Here is a 15385-nt window from a genome sequence, read left to right on the forward strand (position 1 = left end):
TCAGCCCGGTCGGCGCGCGATCGACGCTATAGCGACAGGTAGGTGCTCAACTCGTACGGGGTGACGTGGCTGCGGTAGTTGGCCCACTCCGTGCGCTTGTTGCGCAGGAAGAAGTCAAAGACGTGCTCCCCCAAGGTTTCCGCTACCAGCTCGGAGGATTCCATGGCGCGAAGCGCGCTGTCCAGGCTTGTCGGCAGCTCGCGATATCCCATCGCGATGCGTTCTTCGGCGGTCAGGTCCCACACGTTGTCCTCGGCCTGCGGGCCCAGCACGTAGCCCTTCTCCACCCCGCGCAGCCCGGCGGCCAGCAGCACGGCGAAGGCCAGGTACGGGTTGCACGCGGAGTCGGGGCTGCGCACCTCGACGCGCCGCGACGAGGTCTTGTGCGGCGTGTACATGGGAACTCGCACGAGCGCGGACCGGTTGGCCGCACCCCACGACGCCGCGGTCGGCGCCTCGCCGCCCCCGACCAAACGCTTATAGGAGTTGACCCATTGGTTGGTGACCGCGCTGATTTCCGAGGCGTGCTCGAGGATGCCGGCGATGAAGGACTTGCCCACATCCGAGAGTTGCAGTGGATCGTCGGGGCTGTGGAAGGCGTTGACGTCACCCTCGAACAGGCTCATGTGGGTGTGCATCGCCGAGCCGGGGTGCTGACCGAACGGCTTGGGCATGAAGCTCGCGCGTGCGCCGTTCTCGATCGCCACCTCCTTGATGACGTAGCGGAACGTCATCACGTTGTCGGCCATCGACAGCGCGTCGGCGAAGCGCAGGTCGATCTCCTGCTGGCCGGGCGCGCCCTCGTGGTGGCTGAATTCCACCGAGATGCCCATGAATTCGAGCGCTTCGATCGCGTGGCGGCGGAAATTCGAGGCGGAGTCGTGCACCGCTTGATCGAAATAGCCGGCGTTGTCGACGGGGACCGGCGGCGTCCCGTCGTTGGGGCCCGGCTTGAGCAGGAAGAACTCGATCTCGGGGTGGACGTAGCAGGAGAAGCCCAGGTCATTGGCTTTCTGCAGTTGCCGGCGCAGCACATGCCGCGGATCGGCCCAGGACGGCGATCCGTCCGGCATGGTGATGTCGCAGAACATCCGCGCCGAGTGGTGGTGGCCGTTTTGCGAGGCCCACGGCAGCACCTGGAAGGTGGACGGGTCGGGGTTGGCCACGGTGTCGGATTCCGAGACCCGCGAGAAGCCCTCGATGGACGACCCGTCGAAGCCGATGCCCTCCTCGAAGGCGCCTTCAAGCTCCGCCGGCGCGATGGCGACCGACTTCAGGAAACCGAGCACGTCAGTGAACCACAGCCGAACGAAGCGGATGTCTCGTTCCTCGAGGGTGCGGAGTACGAATTCCTTCTGTCGATCCATAAAAGGAACACTATGCAATAGCTGTTAACAGCGTGTTACCGCGCCGGTACCGCTGCTAGGTGACCTGGCATTCCCGGTCCGGCGGGCCTGCCGCTAGGGGTGTTCCTCGATCACGCACTGCACGATCCCGTGGGCAAGCGCCGGGTCGAATCCCCGCCGCGCGATTTTCTGGGTTTCCGCGGCCGGGGACACACCGGAACTCAGCTCTTGCTCGACTTCGCCGACGAGCTGCAGATTCTGCGGGTCTGGTCCCGATACCGGTTCGGTGATGCTTCCCACGCAGCTGCGGTAGCCGTTGAGATCGGCGTGCGCGGGCGCGGCGACGAGCAGGACGGCGGCGGACAGCGCGACTGTCACGGCGAGGTAGATGACACGCACGGCCATACGAATACCCAGCGGTGACCGGGGCTAATCAGAAAATTTGCGAGGGGCGTGCCGGGCATCGCCGCTCAGGGCTGGCAGCGGTAGGCCGCCGGCGGCGCCGTGCCCGCGACCAGGTACCTCACCACGGCGGTGTCCACGCACTGATGGCCGTTGAACACCGCGGTGTGCTGCGTCCCGTCGTAGGTGATCAGCGGGCCGCGGAGCTGGCGGGCCAGGTTCACGCCGGCCTGATAGGGCGTCGCCGGGTCGTGCGTGGTGGAGACGACGACGACCTTGCCGGGCGCCATGGGCGGCGCGGGGTGCGGCGCCGACGTCGCCGGCACCGGCCACAGCGCGCACAGGTCGCGCGGAGCGTTCCCGGTGAACTGCCCGTAGCTGAGGAACGGCGCGGCCTGGCGAATGCGCTGATCGGCGCTCACCCAGCTCGCCTGGTCGGTCGGATTCGGCGCGTCGACGCAGCGGATCGCGTTGAACGCGTCCTGGTCGTTGGAGTAGTGCCCGTTCCTGTCGCGCCCGTCGTAGTCGTCGGCGAGTAACAGCAGGTCGTCGGCGCCGGTCCCGCGCGCCAGGCCGAGCAGACCGCTGGTCAGGTATTTCCAGTGCGCCGGTGTGTAGAGCGCGTTGATGGTGCCGGTGGTCGCGTCGGCATAGCTCAGGCCGCGCGGGTCCGCGGTGCGGCCGGGCCTGGTGGCCAGCGGGTTGACCAGCGCGTGGTAGCGGTTGACGAACTGGGTCGGGTCGGTACCCAGCGGGCAGCCCGCCGACCGGGCGCAGTCGGTGGCGTAGTCGTTGAAAGCCGTTTGGAATCCCGCCATTTGGTTGACGTTCTCGTCGACCGGCCCGACGGTCGGGTCGATGGCGCCGTCCAGCACCATCGCGCGCACGTGGTTGCTGAACTTCTCCAGGTAGGCGGTGCCCAGCTCGGTGCCGTAGCTGTAACCCAGGTAGTTGATCTGGTCGTCGCCCAGCGCCTGGCGGACGGCATCCATGTCGCGCGCGACCGAGGCGGTGCCGGTATTGGCCAGGAACGCGGTGCCCATCCGGTTGACACACTGGGAGGCCAGCTGCCGGTAGAGCTGCTCGATGTGCGCGACGCCGCCAGGGCTGTAGTCGACCATCGGCTCCCGGCGGTACGCGTCGAACTCGGCGTCGGTGCGGCAGCGCAGCGCCGGTGTGGAATGGCCCACCCCTCGCGGGTCGAAGCCGACCAGGTCGAAGTTGCGCCTGATCGCCGAGTCCTGCAGGTCCGAGGCCATCACGGCGACCATGTCGACCGCCGAACCGCCGGGGCCGCCGGGATTGACCAGAAGGGATCCGATCCGCGGTCCCGTCGCAGGCACCCGGATCACCGCCAGCTTGGCCTGCCCGGCGGCGGGGTTGTTGTAGTCGATCGGCACCGGCACGGTGCCGCACTGCGCCGTGGGGATATCGCTTGTGTCATCGACGAATTGGTTGCAGCTCCCCCAGCCCTGCGGCACCGCGGCCGACGGCGGGTTCGGGCCCGGCGTCTGTCCGGCGCCCGGTTCGGGTGTGGCGACGGCCGTGGGCGGTGCGACGGCCGGACCACTGAGCAGCAGCCCGAACGAAAACAGCGCCGAGCTCAAAGATCTCAGGCGCGACATGGCTGTCATCGTCGCAGCCGCGGATACCCGTCACAGCGCGAATCGGTTACGCCTTGGTCTCGGCTGCTTGGTCTCGGCCGCCGCCCGCGCCGAGCGTGCAACCATGGCGAGAAATTGCCGAAAACGTCGCCGTCAGTGCACGTTCGGCGACAGCGGCCCGGCTAGCACTTCGCGCCCGCCGGCGGGGTGGAGCCGCCGACCAGGTACGCCGTCACGTAGTTGTCGATGCAGCCGTCACCCTGGAAGACCACGGTGTGCTGGGTGCCGTCGTAGGTGAGCAGCGAGCTGCGCAGCTCGTCGGCCAGGTCGACGCCCGCCTTGTACGGGGTGGCCGGATCGTGCGTCGTCGACACCACCACCGTGGGCGCCAGGCCCGGCGCGGAAATGGTGTGCGGCTTGCTGGTTGGCGGCACCGGCCAGAACGCACAGGTGCCCAGTGGGGCGTTGCCGGTGAACTGCCCGTAGCTCATGAACGGCGCGACCTCGCGGGAGCGGCGGTCTTCGTCCACCACCTTGGCGCGGTCGGTGATCGGCGGCTGGTCGACACAGTTGATCGCCACCCGAGCGTCGGTGGCGTTGCTGTAGTGGCCGTGCGAGTCGCGCCGCATGTACATGTCGGCCAGGGCGAGCAGCGTGTCGCCGCGATGGTCGACGAGTTCGGCCAGGCCGTCGGTCAGGTGATGCCACAGGTTCGGCGAGTACAGCGCCATGATGGTGCCGATGATCGCGTCGCTGTAGCTCAGCCCGCGCGGGTCCTTCGTCGGGACGGGCCTGCCGACCATCAGGTTGTCCGGGTCGACCATCGGGTCGACCAGGCTGTGGTAGACGTCCACCGCCTTGGCCGGGTCGGTGCCCAGCGGGCAGGTCGGCTGCTTGGCGCAGTCGGCGGCGTAGTCGTTGAACGCGTCCTGGAATCCCTTGGCCTGCCGCAGGTCTGCTTCGATCTGGTCGGCGTTGGGATCGACGGCTCCGTCGAGGATCATCGCCCGCACGTTCTGCGGGTAGGCCTCGGCATACGCCGAGCCGATCCGCGTGCCGTACGAGTAGCCGAGGTAGGTCAGCTTCGCGTCGCCCAGCGCCGCGCGGATGGCGTCGAGATCCCGTGCGACGTTGACGGTCCCGACGTTGGCCAGAAAGTTCTTGCCCATCTTGTCGACGCAGCGTCCGACGAACTGCTTGGTCTCGTCCTCCATGTGGGCCACGCCGGCCGGGCTGTAGTCCACGTTGGGCTCGGTGCGCAGCCGGTCGTTGTCGGCGTCGGAGTTACACCAGACCGCCGGGCGCGACGCCCCCACCCCGCGGGGGTCGAAGCCGACGAGGTCGAAGCGTTCGCGCACCTTCTTGGGCAGGGACTGGACGACGCCCAGCGCCGCCTCGATGCCGGACTCCCCCGGGCCGCCGGGGTTGATCACCAGCGAACCGATCTTGTCTCCGGTCGCGGGGAAACGAATCATGGCCAGCGTCGCCACGTCGCCGTCGAGGTGGTCGTAGTCGACCGGCACGGCGAGTTTGCCGCACAGTGCGCCGGCCGGAAGTTTGACCTTCGGGTTCGCGGCCCGGCACGGCGTCCACTCCACCGCCTGGCCGAGCCTGGGCCCGGACATGACGGCGCGTCCCACCACGACGCGGACGCAGCCCGCCAGCATCAGCGCGACGGCGGCCAGCGACGTCCAGACCAGCAGCGTGCGCGCGACCTTGCCGCGGCGAGACAGACCCATGCCAACCTATGCTGCCAGAGGAAACCTGAGACCTTGATCAGCGGCACCGCCGCCGCAGCTACCGCGCGAGCGCGAGCAGCTCCTCCATCCCCACGGCGAACCCATCGGCCATCACCCACAGGTCCGGGCAGCGACCAGGCCGATGTCGAGTTTGCCCTGCAGCGACATCGCGGTGATGTTGATTCCCCAGCCGTGAAATATCGGCCGAGCGGATACATCGACGTGACCTCGCGGCCCAGCTCGATGACCGAGCACACGTGCATGTCTCCGGCAGCGTCTTTAGGTACAAGATGCCGGCATCGAGTCCGCTCAGCCGCTGCGTGCGCGCATGGTATGTCTCACACCGGCACGGCGGTGCAACCGCGCAAAAGAAATGGCAGAATGGCACGGTCAGACGAACCCGGGGACCTATAGCGGCCACGAGGATCGAACCGACCACCACTAGGGACAATGATGTCTGAAACGAATGTTTACGGTGCCAGCTCGCCCGCGCAGCCCGAGAAGGCGCGGCCCAAGATCCGCACCCACCACCTGCAGAAGATGAAGGCCGAAGGCCACAAGTGGGCCATGCTCACGGCCTACGACTATTCGACCGCCCGGATTTTCGACGAGGCCGGCATCCCGGTCCTGCTGGTCGGCGACTCGGCGGCCAACGTCGTGTACGGCTACGACACCACCGTGCCCGTCTCGATCGACGAGTTGATTCCGCTGGTGCGCGGCGTGGTGCGGGGTGCCCCGCACGCGCTGGTCGTCGCCGATCTGCCGTTCGGTAGCTACGAGGCAGGGCCGGCCCCAGCGCTGGCCGCCGCCACCCGGTTCATGAAGGAGGGTGGCGCGCACGCGGTGAAGCTCGAAGGCGGTGAGCGGGTTGCCGAGCAGATCGCGTGCCTGACCGCCGCGGGCATCCCGGTGATGGCGCACATCGGCTTCACGCCACAAAGCGTCAACGGCCTGGGCGGGTTCCGGGTGCAGGGCCGCGGTGACGCGGCGGAGCAGACGGTGCACGACGCGATCGCCGTCGCCGAGGCCGGCGCGTTCGCCGTCGTCATGGAGATGGTGCCGGCCGAACTGGCCACCCAGATCACCGGCAAGCTGACCATCCCGACCGTCGGGATCGGCGCCGGACCGAACTGCGACGGCCAGGTCCTGGTGTGGCAGGACATGGCCGGTATGAGCGGCGGCAAGGCCGCCCGCTTCGTCAAGCGGTTCGCCGACATCGGCGGGGAACTGCGCCGGGCCGCGACGCAGTATGCCCAGGAGGTGGCCGCCGGGGTGTTCCCCGCCGACGAGCATTGCTTCTGATCCGGCCCCGTCGACCCCACCCGCAAGACCCGCCCCGATCGGGCAGCGTTATCCCCATCACAGCCAGACCGCCGAAAAGTGTTGCGGTACAAGGCGCTACGATGGCTCGCGGACACGATCCGAACGCCGACGACCAGGGGTGGACCACATCGACCGGGGGAAACGCGGTGAGCTCGTGCGCCGTCGAACGGTGCTGACGTTGCCGCTGCTGGCGGCAGGAGGCATGGCTTTGGGCCCGACACCACCCGCGTCCGCGCGGCCGCCCCGCACCTCGCCCCAGGCAAGCCGATGGTCGCCAGAGCGGGCCAACCGCTGGTATCAGGCGCAGGGCTGGCCGGTCGGCGCCAACTACATCACCTCCAACGCCATCAACCAGCTGGAGATGTTCCAGCGCGAAACCTTCGACCCGCGGCGCATCGATACCGAACTGGGCTGGGCGCAGTCCAACGGGTTCAACGCGATTCGGGTCTTCCTGCACGATCAGCTCTGGGCGCAGGATTCCCGCGGGTTTGCGGGCCGGCTCGCCCAGTTCGTCGACATCGCCGCCCGCCACGGCATCAAGCCGCTGTTCGTCTTGTTCGATTCGTGCTGGGATCCGTTCCCCCGGGCGGGCGCGCAGCGCGCGCCGCGGCCGGGCATCCACAACTCCGGCTGGGTGCAGAGCCCGGGGGCGGTGCGCCTCGATGACCGCGGCTACCTGCGCACCATGCGCGGCTACGTCACCGGGGTGCTGACGCAGTTCCGCAGCGACGACCGCGTCCTGGGCTGGGACCTGTGGAACGAGCCGGACAACCCCGCGGACGCCTACGCCTCGGTCGAGCGCCCCGACAAGGTGGAGCTGGTGGCGCAGCTACTGCCCCAGGTCTTCGAGTGGGCGCGGCTGGTTGATCCCCGCCAGCCGCTAACCAGTGGTGTTTGGCACGGCGAGTGGGCGGACCCGGGGCGCCGCAGCGTCATCAGCGGCATCCAGCTCGACAACTCAGACGTCATCACGTTCCACTCGTATGCCGAGCCGGCGGAGTTCGAGCGACGCATCGCCGAGCTCGTCGGTCTGGGCCGCCCGATCCTGTGCACCGAGTACATGGCCCGGCCGCTGGGCAGCACGGTGCAAGGCATCCTGCCGATCGCGAAGCGCGCCAACGTCGGCGCCTTCAACTGGGGCCTGGTGGCCGGCAAGACGCAGACCTTCTTCCCCTGGGACTCCTGGGATCAGCCGCACCCGGACCCCGCGATGCCGCAGGAGTGGTTTCACGACCTGCTCGGCCCGGACGGACGGCCCTTCCGCGACACCGAGATCCAGACGATCCTGCAGCTGAACGACCTGGCGATGCATCTACAGCCGCCGCCGCCGGCCGGCTGACAGCGGTCGCCGACCGATCCGCGGCGGCCTCGCCGCTGCGGTATGGCAGGCTATGGGTGCTCATCTCCCACCGTCCACTATGTTCACGGCCGCGGTGACGCGCCCGCGCGCCCCTCAACGGAGCCGAAGATGCCTGCAAAAGCGCCGCAGCCCTCGCGTCATCTCGAAGTCGAGCGCAAGTTCGATGTCGTCGAATCCACCGTGTCACCCTCGTTCGAAGGGATCGCCGCGGTCGCCCACGTGGAGAAGTCGCCGACGCAATCCCTGGACGCGACGTACTTCGACACGCCCATACACGATTTGGCGCGCAACAAGGTCACCCTGCGCCGCCGCACCGGCGGCTCCGACGCGGGATGGCACCTGAAGCTGCCGGCCGGTCCGGACGCCCGAACCGAGGTCCGCCTGCCGCTGGACGCGTCGGACGGAAACGATTCCGTGCCCGACGAGTTGAGGGACGTGGTGCTGGCAATCGTCCGCGACCGCCCGCTGCAGCCCGTCGCCCGCATCACCACCCGACGCGAGAGCCAGGTGCTCTACGACGCCGCGGGCAACGCGCTGGCCGAATTCAGCAACGACCATGTCACCGCGTGGTCGACGCGGGGATCCGAGGACACCGGGTCGGCGCCGACCGAACAGGAATGGCGCGAGTGGGAATTGGAGCTACTCGAAGGAAGCGGGCTGGCCAACGGGACGGCCGGCGTCGAGCTGCTGAACCGGTTGGGCAACCGGCTGCTGGACGCCGGGGCCGCACCGGCTGGTCACGGCTCCAAGCTGGCGCGGGTGCTCGGTACCACGCCGCCCAACGGCGCTGCGCCGTCCGAAGATCCGCTGCAGCGCGCGATCGCCGAGCAGGTTCGCGAGCTGGTGGTGTGGGACCGCGCGGTGCGCGCCGACGCCTACGACTCCATCCACCAGATGCGGGTGACCACCCGCAAGCTGCGCAGCCTGCTGCGGGATTACCAGGACGCGTTCGGCCTGCGCGACGAGGGATGGGTCCTGGACGAGCTGCGTGAGCTCGCCGGAATCCTGGGCATGGCCCGCGACGCCGAGGTGCTCGCCGAGCGATACGAGCGCGACTTGGACCGGCTCGCACCCGAATTGGTGCGCGGACCGGTGCGCGAACGTCTGGTCGGGGGTGCCCGGCGGCGCTACGAAATCGGGCTGCGCCGCTCGTTGATCGCCATGCGGTCGCAGCGATACTTCCGGCTGCTTGACTCCCTCGACCTGATAGCGGCCCAAATCCCCGGCGCCGCAACGGCGGAGGACCAGGCACCGGTGACCATCGAGGCCGCCTACAAGAAGGTCCGCAAGGCCCAGAAGGCCGCCGTCCTGGTCGACCGCGAGCACCCGGACGACAAACACCAACGCGATGAGGCGATCCATCGGATCCGCAAGCGCGCCAAGCGACTTCGCTACACCGCTTCCGCCACCGGCGCGGCCGCGGTATCCGACCGGGCCAAGGCGGTCCAGTCGCTGCTCGGTGACCATCAAGACAGCGTCGTCAGCCGCGAGCACCTGAGGCTGGAGGCCGACGCCGCGCACGCCGCCGGCGAGGACACCTTCACCTACGGGCTGTTGTATCAGCGCGAGGCAGACCTGGCCGACCGGTGCCGCGACGAACTCGACGGCACCCTGCGCAAACTCGCCAAAGCGGTCCGCAAAGCCGGTCACTAGCGAGCTGAAGGCGGACGAGTCGGCCTGTAAGCCGGATTCTGTTCCGCGCCGCCGCGCGCAAGCAACGGCGGCGCGGCGGCGACCATCCATCTGGACACACCGTCACCGGGTGCCTCGAGCGGCCTACCCGCAGGCTCGGGCGAGCAGCCCTCGAACGCCTGCGCGGCCGCACTTTCGCGCGGCCTTCTTGGCCTTGCTTCGGGTGGGGTTTGCCGAGCCACCCCGGTCACCCGGGATGCTGGTGCGCTCTTACCGCACCGTTTCACCCTTACCACCGCGAGGGTGGCGGTCTGTTTTCTGTGGCACTTTCCCGCGAGTCACCTCGGATTGCCGTTAGCAATCACCCTGCTCTGTGAAGTCCGGACTTTCCTCGAACCGCTTGCGACGGTCCGCGGCCGCCCGGCCAACTCGTCCGCGACGAACCACGCTACTACCTGCGGCATGCCGGGGCCAGCTACGGTGACGCGCGCGGCTCTATCGTGGAGTCGATGGACCGGTGGAAGAAGCGTGTCGACTCCGGCGACTGGGACGCCATCGCAGCCGCGGTCGACGAGTACGGCGGCGCGCTGCTGCCGCGGCTCGTCACGCCCGGCGAAGCGGCCCGGCTACGCACGCTGTATTCCGACGACGGCCTGTTCCGGTCGACCGTCGACATGGCGCCCAAACGCTATGGTGCCGGGCAATACCGCTACTTTCACGCGCCCTACCCCGAACCGATCGAACAGCTCAAGCAGGCCCTCTACCCCCGGCTGCTGCCGATAGCGCGCGACTGGTGGGGCAGGCTCGGCCGGGACGCGCCCTGGCCGGACAGCCTCGGCGACTGGCTCGCCACCTGTCACGCCGCCGGCCAGAGCAAGTCTACCGCCCTGATGCTGAAATACGGTGCGGGCGACTGGAATGCACTGCATCGAGACCTGTACGGCGACTTGGTCTTCCCGCTGCAGGTGGTCGTCAACCTGAGCAGCCCCGACACCGACTACACCGGCGGCGAATTCCTGCTCGTCGAACAACGGCTGCGGGCCCAATCCCGCGGCATGGCAACCCAACTGCCGCAGGGGCACGGGTACGTCTTCACCACCCGTGAACGGCCGGTGCCCTCGGCCCGGGGTTGGTCCGCGGCGCCGGTGCGCCACGGTGTTTCGGTCGTTCGCTCCGGTGAGCGCTATGCGATGGGGTTGATCTTTCACGACGCGGCGTAAACGCTAACCGGCTCGTCGCAACCCCATCACATTGTCGGCCAGCGTGCCGACTTCCCCTGCCGGAGATACTATTTCGCGGTCAGCGGTCTCGGTCCGCAGTCGCGTCCAGCCCGGCGCCTCCAGGTGCAGCGCCGCGAGGACCTCCTCGATACCGGCGAAGTGGTGGTGCTCGTGGTGCTCGGCCCATGGCGGGGGCCCCGCGTGGTCGACGATGAGCAGCACGCCACCGGGATTCACCCGCTCGGCGGCACGCTGCAGCACACCGTCGCGCTCCAGCCGGGCGGGCGAGTGCAGATACTGCGCGGACACCAGGTCGAAGGTTCCTTCCGGGAAGCCGTCGTTGAGGTCGTGCCGCTGAAAGTCGATGTGCGCGAGCATGTTCCGTGCTGATGCCGCCGCGGCGGCGCGCTGCAGCGCGGTGGCCGAGATATCGACGGCCACTACCTCCCAGCCGCGCTCGGCGAGCCACAGCGCGTCGGCCCCTTCCCCACAGCCCAGGTCGAGGGCCCGGCCCGCCGGCAGGTCTGCCGCGACCTCGGCCAGGCGAGGATTGACCCGTCCGCTCCACGCTTTCTCCACCGAGCTGTAGCGCTCCTCCCAGAACACCCGAGCGTCATCAGGTTTGCACGAATCGTCCATGCCGCAAGCTTGCCTATGCCAGACGCCATTGCCAAGCTAGATTGCCATGCAGGCAAAAGACACCTCTGACATCGACCTCGTGGTGCGGCGGCGACTCCGCGAATTGCGCAGGCAGCGTGGCTTGACGTTGCACGAGGTCGGCGAGCGCGCCGGCATCGACGTCTCGACGCTCAGCCGCCTCGAATCCGGCAAACGCAGGCTGGCACTGGATCACCTGCCCCGGCTGGCCCGGGCGCTGGCGGTCAGCACCGACGAACTGTTGCAAGCGCCGCCGACTCCCGACCCGCGGGTGCGCGGCACCGCGCACACCCATCACGGCGTCACCTATTGGCCCTTGACTCGCCAAGGACCCGCCGGCGGTTTACACGCGTTCAAGGTCCGCGTCGGCGCGCGGCGCCGCACGCCGCCCGCCGAGCTGCCGGTGCACGAGGGGCAGGACTGGATGTATGTGCTCTCGGGCCGGATGCGACTCGTCCTGGGCGACCGCGACTTCACGATCGACCCCGGCCAGGCCGTCGAGTTCTCGACATGGACGCCGCACTGGTTCGGAGCGGTGGACGCGCCGGTGGAGGCCATCATGATCTTCGGCGCGCACGGCGAGCGGCTCCACCTGCACAGTTGATCCGCATTAGACCATTGCCCAATAGGCACGTCGGTGCCAGGCTGACCAGATGACAGAAGCCGACAGTTTCGTCGACCAGGCGGTCACGGGGCTCGCCGAGCCGCAACTGATGTACAAGGCGCTGCGCGAAACCAGCCCCGTATTCCGGTCACCGCAGGCGGTCGTCCTCAGCCGCCTGGCCGACATCGAGATGGCGCTCAAACACACCGAGCTGTTCTCGTCGAACATGGATGCGGTCGATCTGGGTAACGTACGGCCCCTGATCCCGCTGCAGATCGACCCGCCCGAGCACGCGAAGTACCGGCGCATCCTCGATCCCCTGTTCACGCCGCGGGAGATGGCCCGGCGCGAACCCCGCGTCAGCGAGCTGGTCAACGAGATGATCGATCGCTTCGGCGGCCGCGGCGAATGCGACTTCCACGCCGAGTTCGCGGTGCCGCTGCCCTGCACCGTTTTTCTGCAGCTGCTCGGCCTGCCGCTGGACGACCTCGACCAGTTCTTGGTGTGGAAGGACGGCGTGATCCGGCCCGAGGGCGACCCGGGTTTCGACCGCCGCCACGAGAGCTCCGCGGGTGTCGCCCAGCAGATCTACGACTACTTCGACCGCGCCATCGACGACCACATCGCCCGCCCCCGCGACGACGTGTTGTCCGCGATGATCGCCGCGAACTTCAAAGACGAGGCCGGCCAACCGCTGTCGCGCGACGAGCTGCTCGACATCTGCTTTCTGTTCCTCATCGCCGGACTGGACACGGTCACCGACTCGCTCGACTGTTTCTTCGTCTACCTGGCGCGTCACCCCGACCACCGTCGTCAGCTCGTCGAGCAGCCAGACGTACTGCCCGGCGCGGTCGAGGAGTTGTTGCGTTGGGAGACACCGGTGCCCGGCGTCGCCCGGGTCGCCATGCAGGACGTCGAGGTGGGCGGTTGTCCGATCAGCAAGGGCGAGCGGGTCAGCCCGTTGCTGGGGGCGGCCAACACCGACCCGGCCGAGTTCGCCGACCCGGAGCTGGTGGACTTCACCCGCAACCCCAACCGGCATCGGGCCTTCGGGGGCGGCCCGCACCGCTGCCTCGGCTCGCACCTGGCTCGCATGGAACTGCGGGTGGCGTTGCGCGAATTTCACCGGCGGATACCGGATTACGAGATCAAGCCCGGCACCGAGCTGGCCTACACCGCGGCGCTGCGCTCGGTGGAGTCGCTGCCGCTGGTCTTTCCGGTGACATGACTCACCGCGCCGGCGATGATGCAGAGCGAAGCGATGAGGAGGAGCGGCGCAAATGATTCGCGTAGCCGTCGACCCGGAACGCTGCACCGGCCACGGACGCTGCTACACCTTGGCGGCCGACGTCTTCGACGCCGACGAGGTCGGCCACTGCTTGGTGCTGATCGACGAGGTGTCCGGCGAGCTGGAAGCCCAGGCCGCCACGGCCGAACAGAACTGCCCGGAGAGCGCAATCACGCTGGCTCGTTGAACGTCGGGCCGGCGCCTCACGTCGGCCATCGAATTGCGCTAAAAGCGGCCGTACCGGGTAACCCCGGGTATGGCCATGAATGTCGCTCACAAACTGATCAGCTCGCATCTGGAGTCCGGGGAGATGTCGCCGGGAGAAGAGATCGCGATCCGCATCGATCAGACGCTGACCCAGGATGCGACCGGCACGCTCGTGATGCAGGAGCTCGAGGCGCTCGGGCTCGATCGCGCCCGCACCGAGGTGAGCGTGCAGTACGTCGACCACAACCTGCTGCAGGGCGACGAGAAGAATGCCGAGGATCACGAGTACCTGCGCACCGCGGCGCAACGTTTCGGCCTGTGGTTCTCCAAGCCGGGCAACGGCGTCTCGCACCCAACCCACATGCAGCGCTTCGGCATCCCCGGCAAGACGATGGTGGGGTCCGACTCCCACACTCCGGCGGCCGGATCGTTGGGCATGCTCGCGATCGGCGTCGGCGGTCTCGAGGTGGCGCTCGCGATCAGCGGGCGGCCGCTGCACATCCGCATGCCCGAGGTATGGGGTGTGCGGCTCGAGGGTGAGCTGCCCCAATGGTGTTCGGCCAAGGACGTGATCCTGGAGATGTTGCGCCGCCACGACGTCAAGGGCGGGGTGAATCGGATCATCGAGTATCACGGCCCGGGCCTGCAGAGCCTGACGGCCATGGACCGCCACGTGATCGCCAACATGGGGGCGGAACTCGGCGCGACGACGACGGTGTTTCCCAGCGACGAGGCCGTGCGCGATTTCCTGCGCGCCGAGGGACGCGAGGACGACTGGGTAGAGTTGCCCGCCGACGAGGGCGCGGGCTACGACGTCGAGGACACCATCGACTTGTCCCAGATCGAGCCGTTGATCGCCAAACCGTCGTCACCGGGCAACGTGGTACCCGTCCGGGAGGTGGCCGGCGAAGAGATCGCCCAGGCGGTGATCGGTTCCAGCGCCAACCCGGGGCTGCGCGACTTCGCGATCGCGGCCGCGATGGTGGCGGGGCGCCAGACGGTCCCGCAGGTCAGCTTCGACATCAACCCGACGTCCCGCGAGATCCTGGCCGACCTGACCAAGATGGGCGCGACGCTGGATCTGGTGGTGGGCGGCGCGCGCATCCACCAGGCGGGCTGCATGGGCTGCATCGGCATGGGCCAGGCTCCCGCGGTCGGTCGCAACTCGCTGCGCACGATGCCGCGCAACTTCCCCGGCCGCTCCGGCACCAAGGAGGACGCGGTCTGGCTGTGCTCGCCCGAGACCGCCGCCGCATCGGCGCTGACGGGAGTGATCACCGATCCGCGGGACTGGGCCGATCAGGAACAGATGGAGTATCCGAGACTCAATCTGCCCGAATATAATTCAGTCAATATCACGATGCTGGTGCCGCCGCTGGACGCCGAGGAGGCACAACGTGTCGAACCCGTGAAGGGGCCGAACATTTCCAGCCTGCCCGAGCTGTCAGCGCTGCCGGACGAACTCGAAGCACCGGTGCTGCTCAAGGTCGGCGACAACGTCTCCACCGACGAGATCTCACCGGCCGGCGTGCAGGCCCTCCCATTTCGGTCCAACATCCCGAAGCTCGCGATGTTCAGCTTCACCCGGATCGACGACTCCTACCCTCAACGGGCGGAGAAGGCAAGCGACAGTGGGCACATCATCGTCGCCGGAGACAACTACGGCCAGGGTTCCTCACGTGAGCACGCCGCGATCGCGCCGCGCTACCTCGGGTTGCGCGTTGTCATCGCCAAATCCTTCGCACGCATCCACTGGCAAAACCTGGCCAACTACGGGATTTTGGCGCTCGAGTTCGAGGATCCCGACGACTACGACTCCATCGATCAGGACGACAACCTGCGCCTGCAAGATCTGCACACGCTCGACAAAGAGGATGTGCTGCAGGTCGACAATGTCAGCAAGGAATCGTCGTTCGCGGTGCGGCATCGACTCTCGCCGCGACAAGTCAAGGATGTGCTGGCCGGCGGCTTGATCCCACGACTCAACCAAGAGCGGGAGTGAC

Annotated in this window: 13 protein-coding genes and 1 other RNA gene; 8 read left to right on the plus strand and 6 right to left on the minus strand. The window is 68.1% G+C overall.

Annotation, left to right across the window (positions count from 1 at the left end):
- Positions 1 to 26 precede the first annotated feature (26 nt).
- The 4 genes from glnA to OQ789_RS17025 all read right to left on the minus strand — a co-directional run bounded on the left by glnA (position 27) and on the right by OQ789_RS17025 (position 5091).
- Positions 27 to 1367 (minus strand): type I glutamate--ammonia ligase, encoded by a 1341-nt coding sequence (gene glnA, locus OQ789_RS17010; protein WP_324687196.1) that lies wholly within the window; start codon positions 1365 to 1367, stop codon positions 27 to 29.
- A 93-nt stretch (positions 1368 to 1460) separates the two neighbouring features.
- Positions 1461 to 1751 carry a hypothetical protein gene (locus OQ789_RS17015; RefSeq protein WP_324687197.1) on the minus strand — a complete coding sequence of 97 codons (291 nt, stop codon included), beginning with the start codon at positions 1749 to 1751 and terminating at the stop codon, positions 1461 to 1463.
- Between the two features lie 65 nt (positions 1752 to 1816).
- Entirely contained in the window at positions 1817 to 3382 is a 1566-nt protein-coding gene (locus tag OQ789_RS17020; protein WP_324687198.1) for an alpha/beta hydrolase, read from the minus strand.
- Between the two features lie 152 nt (positions 3383 to 3534).
- On the minus strand, positions 3535 to 5091 hold the full coding sequence (locus OQ789_RS17025) for an alpha/beta hydrolase (protein WP_324687199.1): 1557 nt from the start codon (positions 5089 to 5091) through the stop codon (positions 3535 to 3537).
- A gap of 453 nt (positions 5092 to 5544) precedes the next feature.
- Between OQ789_RS17025 and panB the strand changes: the two genes are divergently transcribed.
- The 3 genes from panB (at position 5545) to OQ789_RS17045 (ending at position 9427) form a co-directional block, all read left to right on the plus strand.
- Entirely contained in the window at positions 5545 to 6393 is an 849-nt protein-coding gene (gene panB / locus OQ789_RS17035) for a 3-methyl-2-oxobutanoate hydroxymethyltransferase (protein WP_324687200.1), read from the plus strand.
- 175 nt (positions 6394 to 6568) lie between these two features.
- Positions 6569 to 7753, plus strand: coding sequence for a 1,4-beta-xylanase (locus OQ789_RS17040; protein ID WP_324687201.1), 1185 nt, complete (start codon positions 6569 to 6571; stop codon positions 7751 to 7753).
- Positions 7754 to 7882: 129 nt separating this feature from the next.
- Positions 7883 to 9427: a CYTH and CHAD domain-containing protein gene (locus tag OQ789_RS17045; RefSeq protein ID WP_324687203.1), complete on the plus strand. Its 1545-nt coding sequence runs from the start codon at positions 7883 to 7885 to the stop codon at positions 9425 to 9427.
- Between the two features lie 11 nt (positions 9428 to 9438).
- Here the strand turns inward: OQ789_RS17045 and rnpB are convergent.
- Positions 9439 to 9838, minus strand: an RNA gene (rnpB, locus tag OQ789_RS17050) — RNase P RNA component class A.
- A gap of 77 nt (positions 9839 to 9915) precedes the next feature.
- Between rnpB and OQ789_RS17055 the strand changes: the two genes are divergently transcribed.
- Positions 9916 to 10626 (plus strand): 2OG-Fe(II) oxygenase, encoded by a 711-nt coding sequence (locus OQ789_RS17055; protein ID WP_324687204.1) that lies wholly within the window; start codon positions 9916 to 9918, stop codon positions 10624 to 10626.
- 3 nt (positions 10627 to 10629) lie between these two features.
- Here the strand turns inward: OQ789_RS17055 and OQ789_RS17060 are convergent, their stop codons facing one another.
- Complete coding sequence (locus OQ789_RS17060) at positions 10630 to 11265, minus strand: class I SAM-dependent methyltransferase (RefSeq protein ID WP_324687205.1); 636 nt, start codon at positions 11263 to 11265, stop codon at positions 10630 to 10632.
- A 46-nt stretch (positions 11266 to 11311) separates the two neighbouring features.
- Here OQ789_RS17060 and OQ789_RS17065 point away from each other — a divergent pair, with 46 nt between their 5' ends.
- The 4 genes from OQ789_RS17065 (at position 11312) to OQ789_RS17080 (ending at position 15384) form a co-directional block, all read left to right on the plus strand.
- Complete coding sequence (locus tag OQ789_RS17065) at positions 11312 to 11887, plus strand: XRE family transcriptional regulator (protein WP_324687206.1); 576 nt, start codon at positions 11312 to 11314, stop codon at positions 11885 to 11887.
- A gap of 49 nt (positions 11888 to 11936) precedes the next feature.
- Positions 11937 to 13115 (plus strand): cytochrome P450, encoded by a 1179-nt coding sequence (locus tag OQ789_RS17070; protein ID WP_324687208.1) that lies wholly within the window; start codon positions 11937 to 11939, stop codon positions 13113 to 13115.
- Positions 13116 to 13167: 52 nt separating this feature from the next.
- The gene (locus OQ789_RS17075) at positions 13168 to 13362 is read left to right on the plus strand and encodes a ferredoxin (protein ID WP_324687209.1); all 195 of its coding nucleotides are present in this window, start codon (positions 13168 to 13170) and stop codon (positions 13360 to 13362) included.
- A gap of 69 nt (positions 13363 to 13431) precedes the next feature.
- On the plus strand, positions 13432 to 15384 hold the full coding sequence (locus OQ789_RS17080; RefSeq protein ID WP_324687210.1) for an aconitate hydratase: 1953 nt from the start codon (positions 13432 to 13434) through the stop codon (positions 15382 to 15384).
- Position 15385 lies beyond the last annotated feature (1 nt).

The sequence above is a fragment of the Mycobacterium sp. 94-17 genome (assembly GCF_035617725.1).
Taxonomy (GTDB): Bacteria; Actinomycetota; Actinomycetes; order Mycobacteriales; family Mycobacteriaceae; genus Mycobacterium.

Coding starts and splice junctions, on each gene's coding strand:
- glnA (WP_324687196.1), bottom strand. CDS start 1,367: ATGGATCGACAGAAGGAATTCGTACTCCGCACCCTCGAGGAACGAGAC.
- OQ789_RS17015 (WP_324687197.1), bottom strand. CDS start 1,751: ATGGCCGTGCGTGTCATCTACCTCGCCGTGACAGTCGCGCTGTCCGCC.
- OQ789_RS17020 (WP_324687198.1), bottom strand. CDS start 3,382: ATGACAGCCATGTCGCGCCTGAGATCTTTGAGCTCGGCGCTGTTTTCG.
- OQ789_RS17025 (WP_324687199.1), bottom strand. CDS start 5,091: ATGGGTCTGTCTCGCCGCGGCAAGGTCGCGCGCACGCTGCTGGTCTGG.
- panB (WP_324687200.1), top strand. CDS start 5,545: ATGTCTGAAACGAATGTTTACGGTGCCAGCTCGCCCGCGCAGCCCGAG.
- OQ789_RS17045 (WP_324687203.1), top strand. CDS start 7,883: ATGCCTGCAAAAGCGCCGCAGCCCTCGCGTCATCTCGAAGTCGAGCGC.
- OQ789_RS17055 (WP_324687204.1), top strand. CDS start 9,916: ATGGACCGGTGGAAGAAGCGTGTCGACTCCGGCGACTGGGACGCCATC.
- OQ789_RS17060 (WP_324687205.1), bottom strand. CDS start 11,265: ATGGACGATTCGTGCAAACCTGATGACGCTCGGGTGTTCTGGGAGGAG.
- OQ789_RS17065 (WP_324687206.1), top strand. CDS start 11,312: ATGCAGGCAAAAGACACCTCTGACATCGACCTCGTGGTGCGGCGGCGA.
- OQ789_RS17070 (WP_324687208.1), top strand. CDS start 11,937: ATGACAGAAGCCGACAGTTTCGTCGACCAGGCGGTCACGGGGCTCGCC.
- OQ789_RS17075 (WP_324687209.1), top strand. CDS start 13,168: ATGATTCGCGTAGCCGTCGACCCGGAACGCTGCACCGGCCACGGACGC.
- OQ789_RS17080 (WP_324687210.1), top strand. CDS start 13,432: ATGGCCATGAATGTCGCTCACAAACTGATCAGCTCGCATCTGGAGTCC.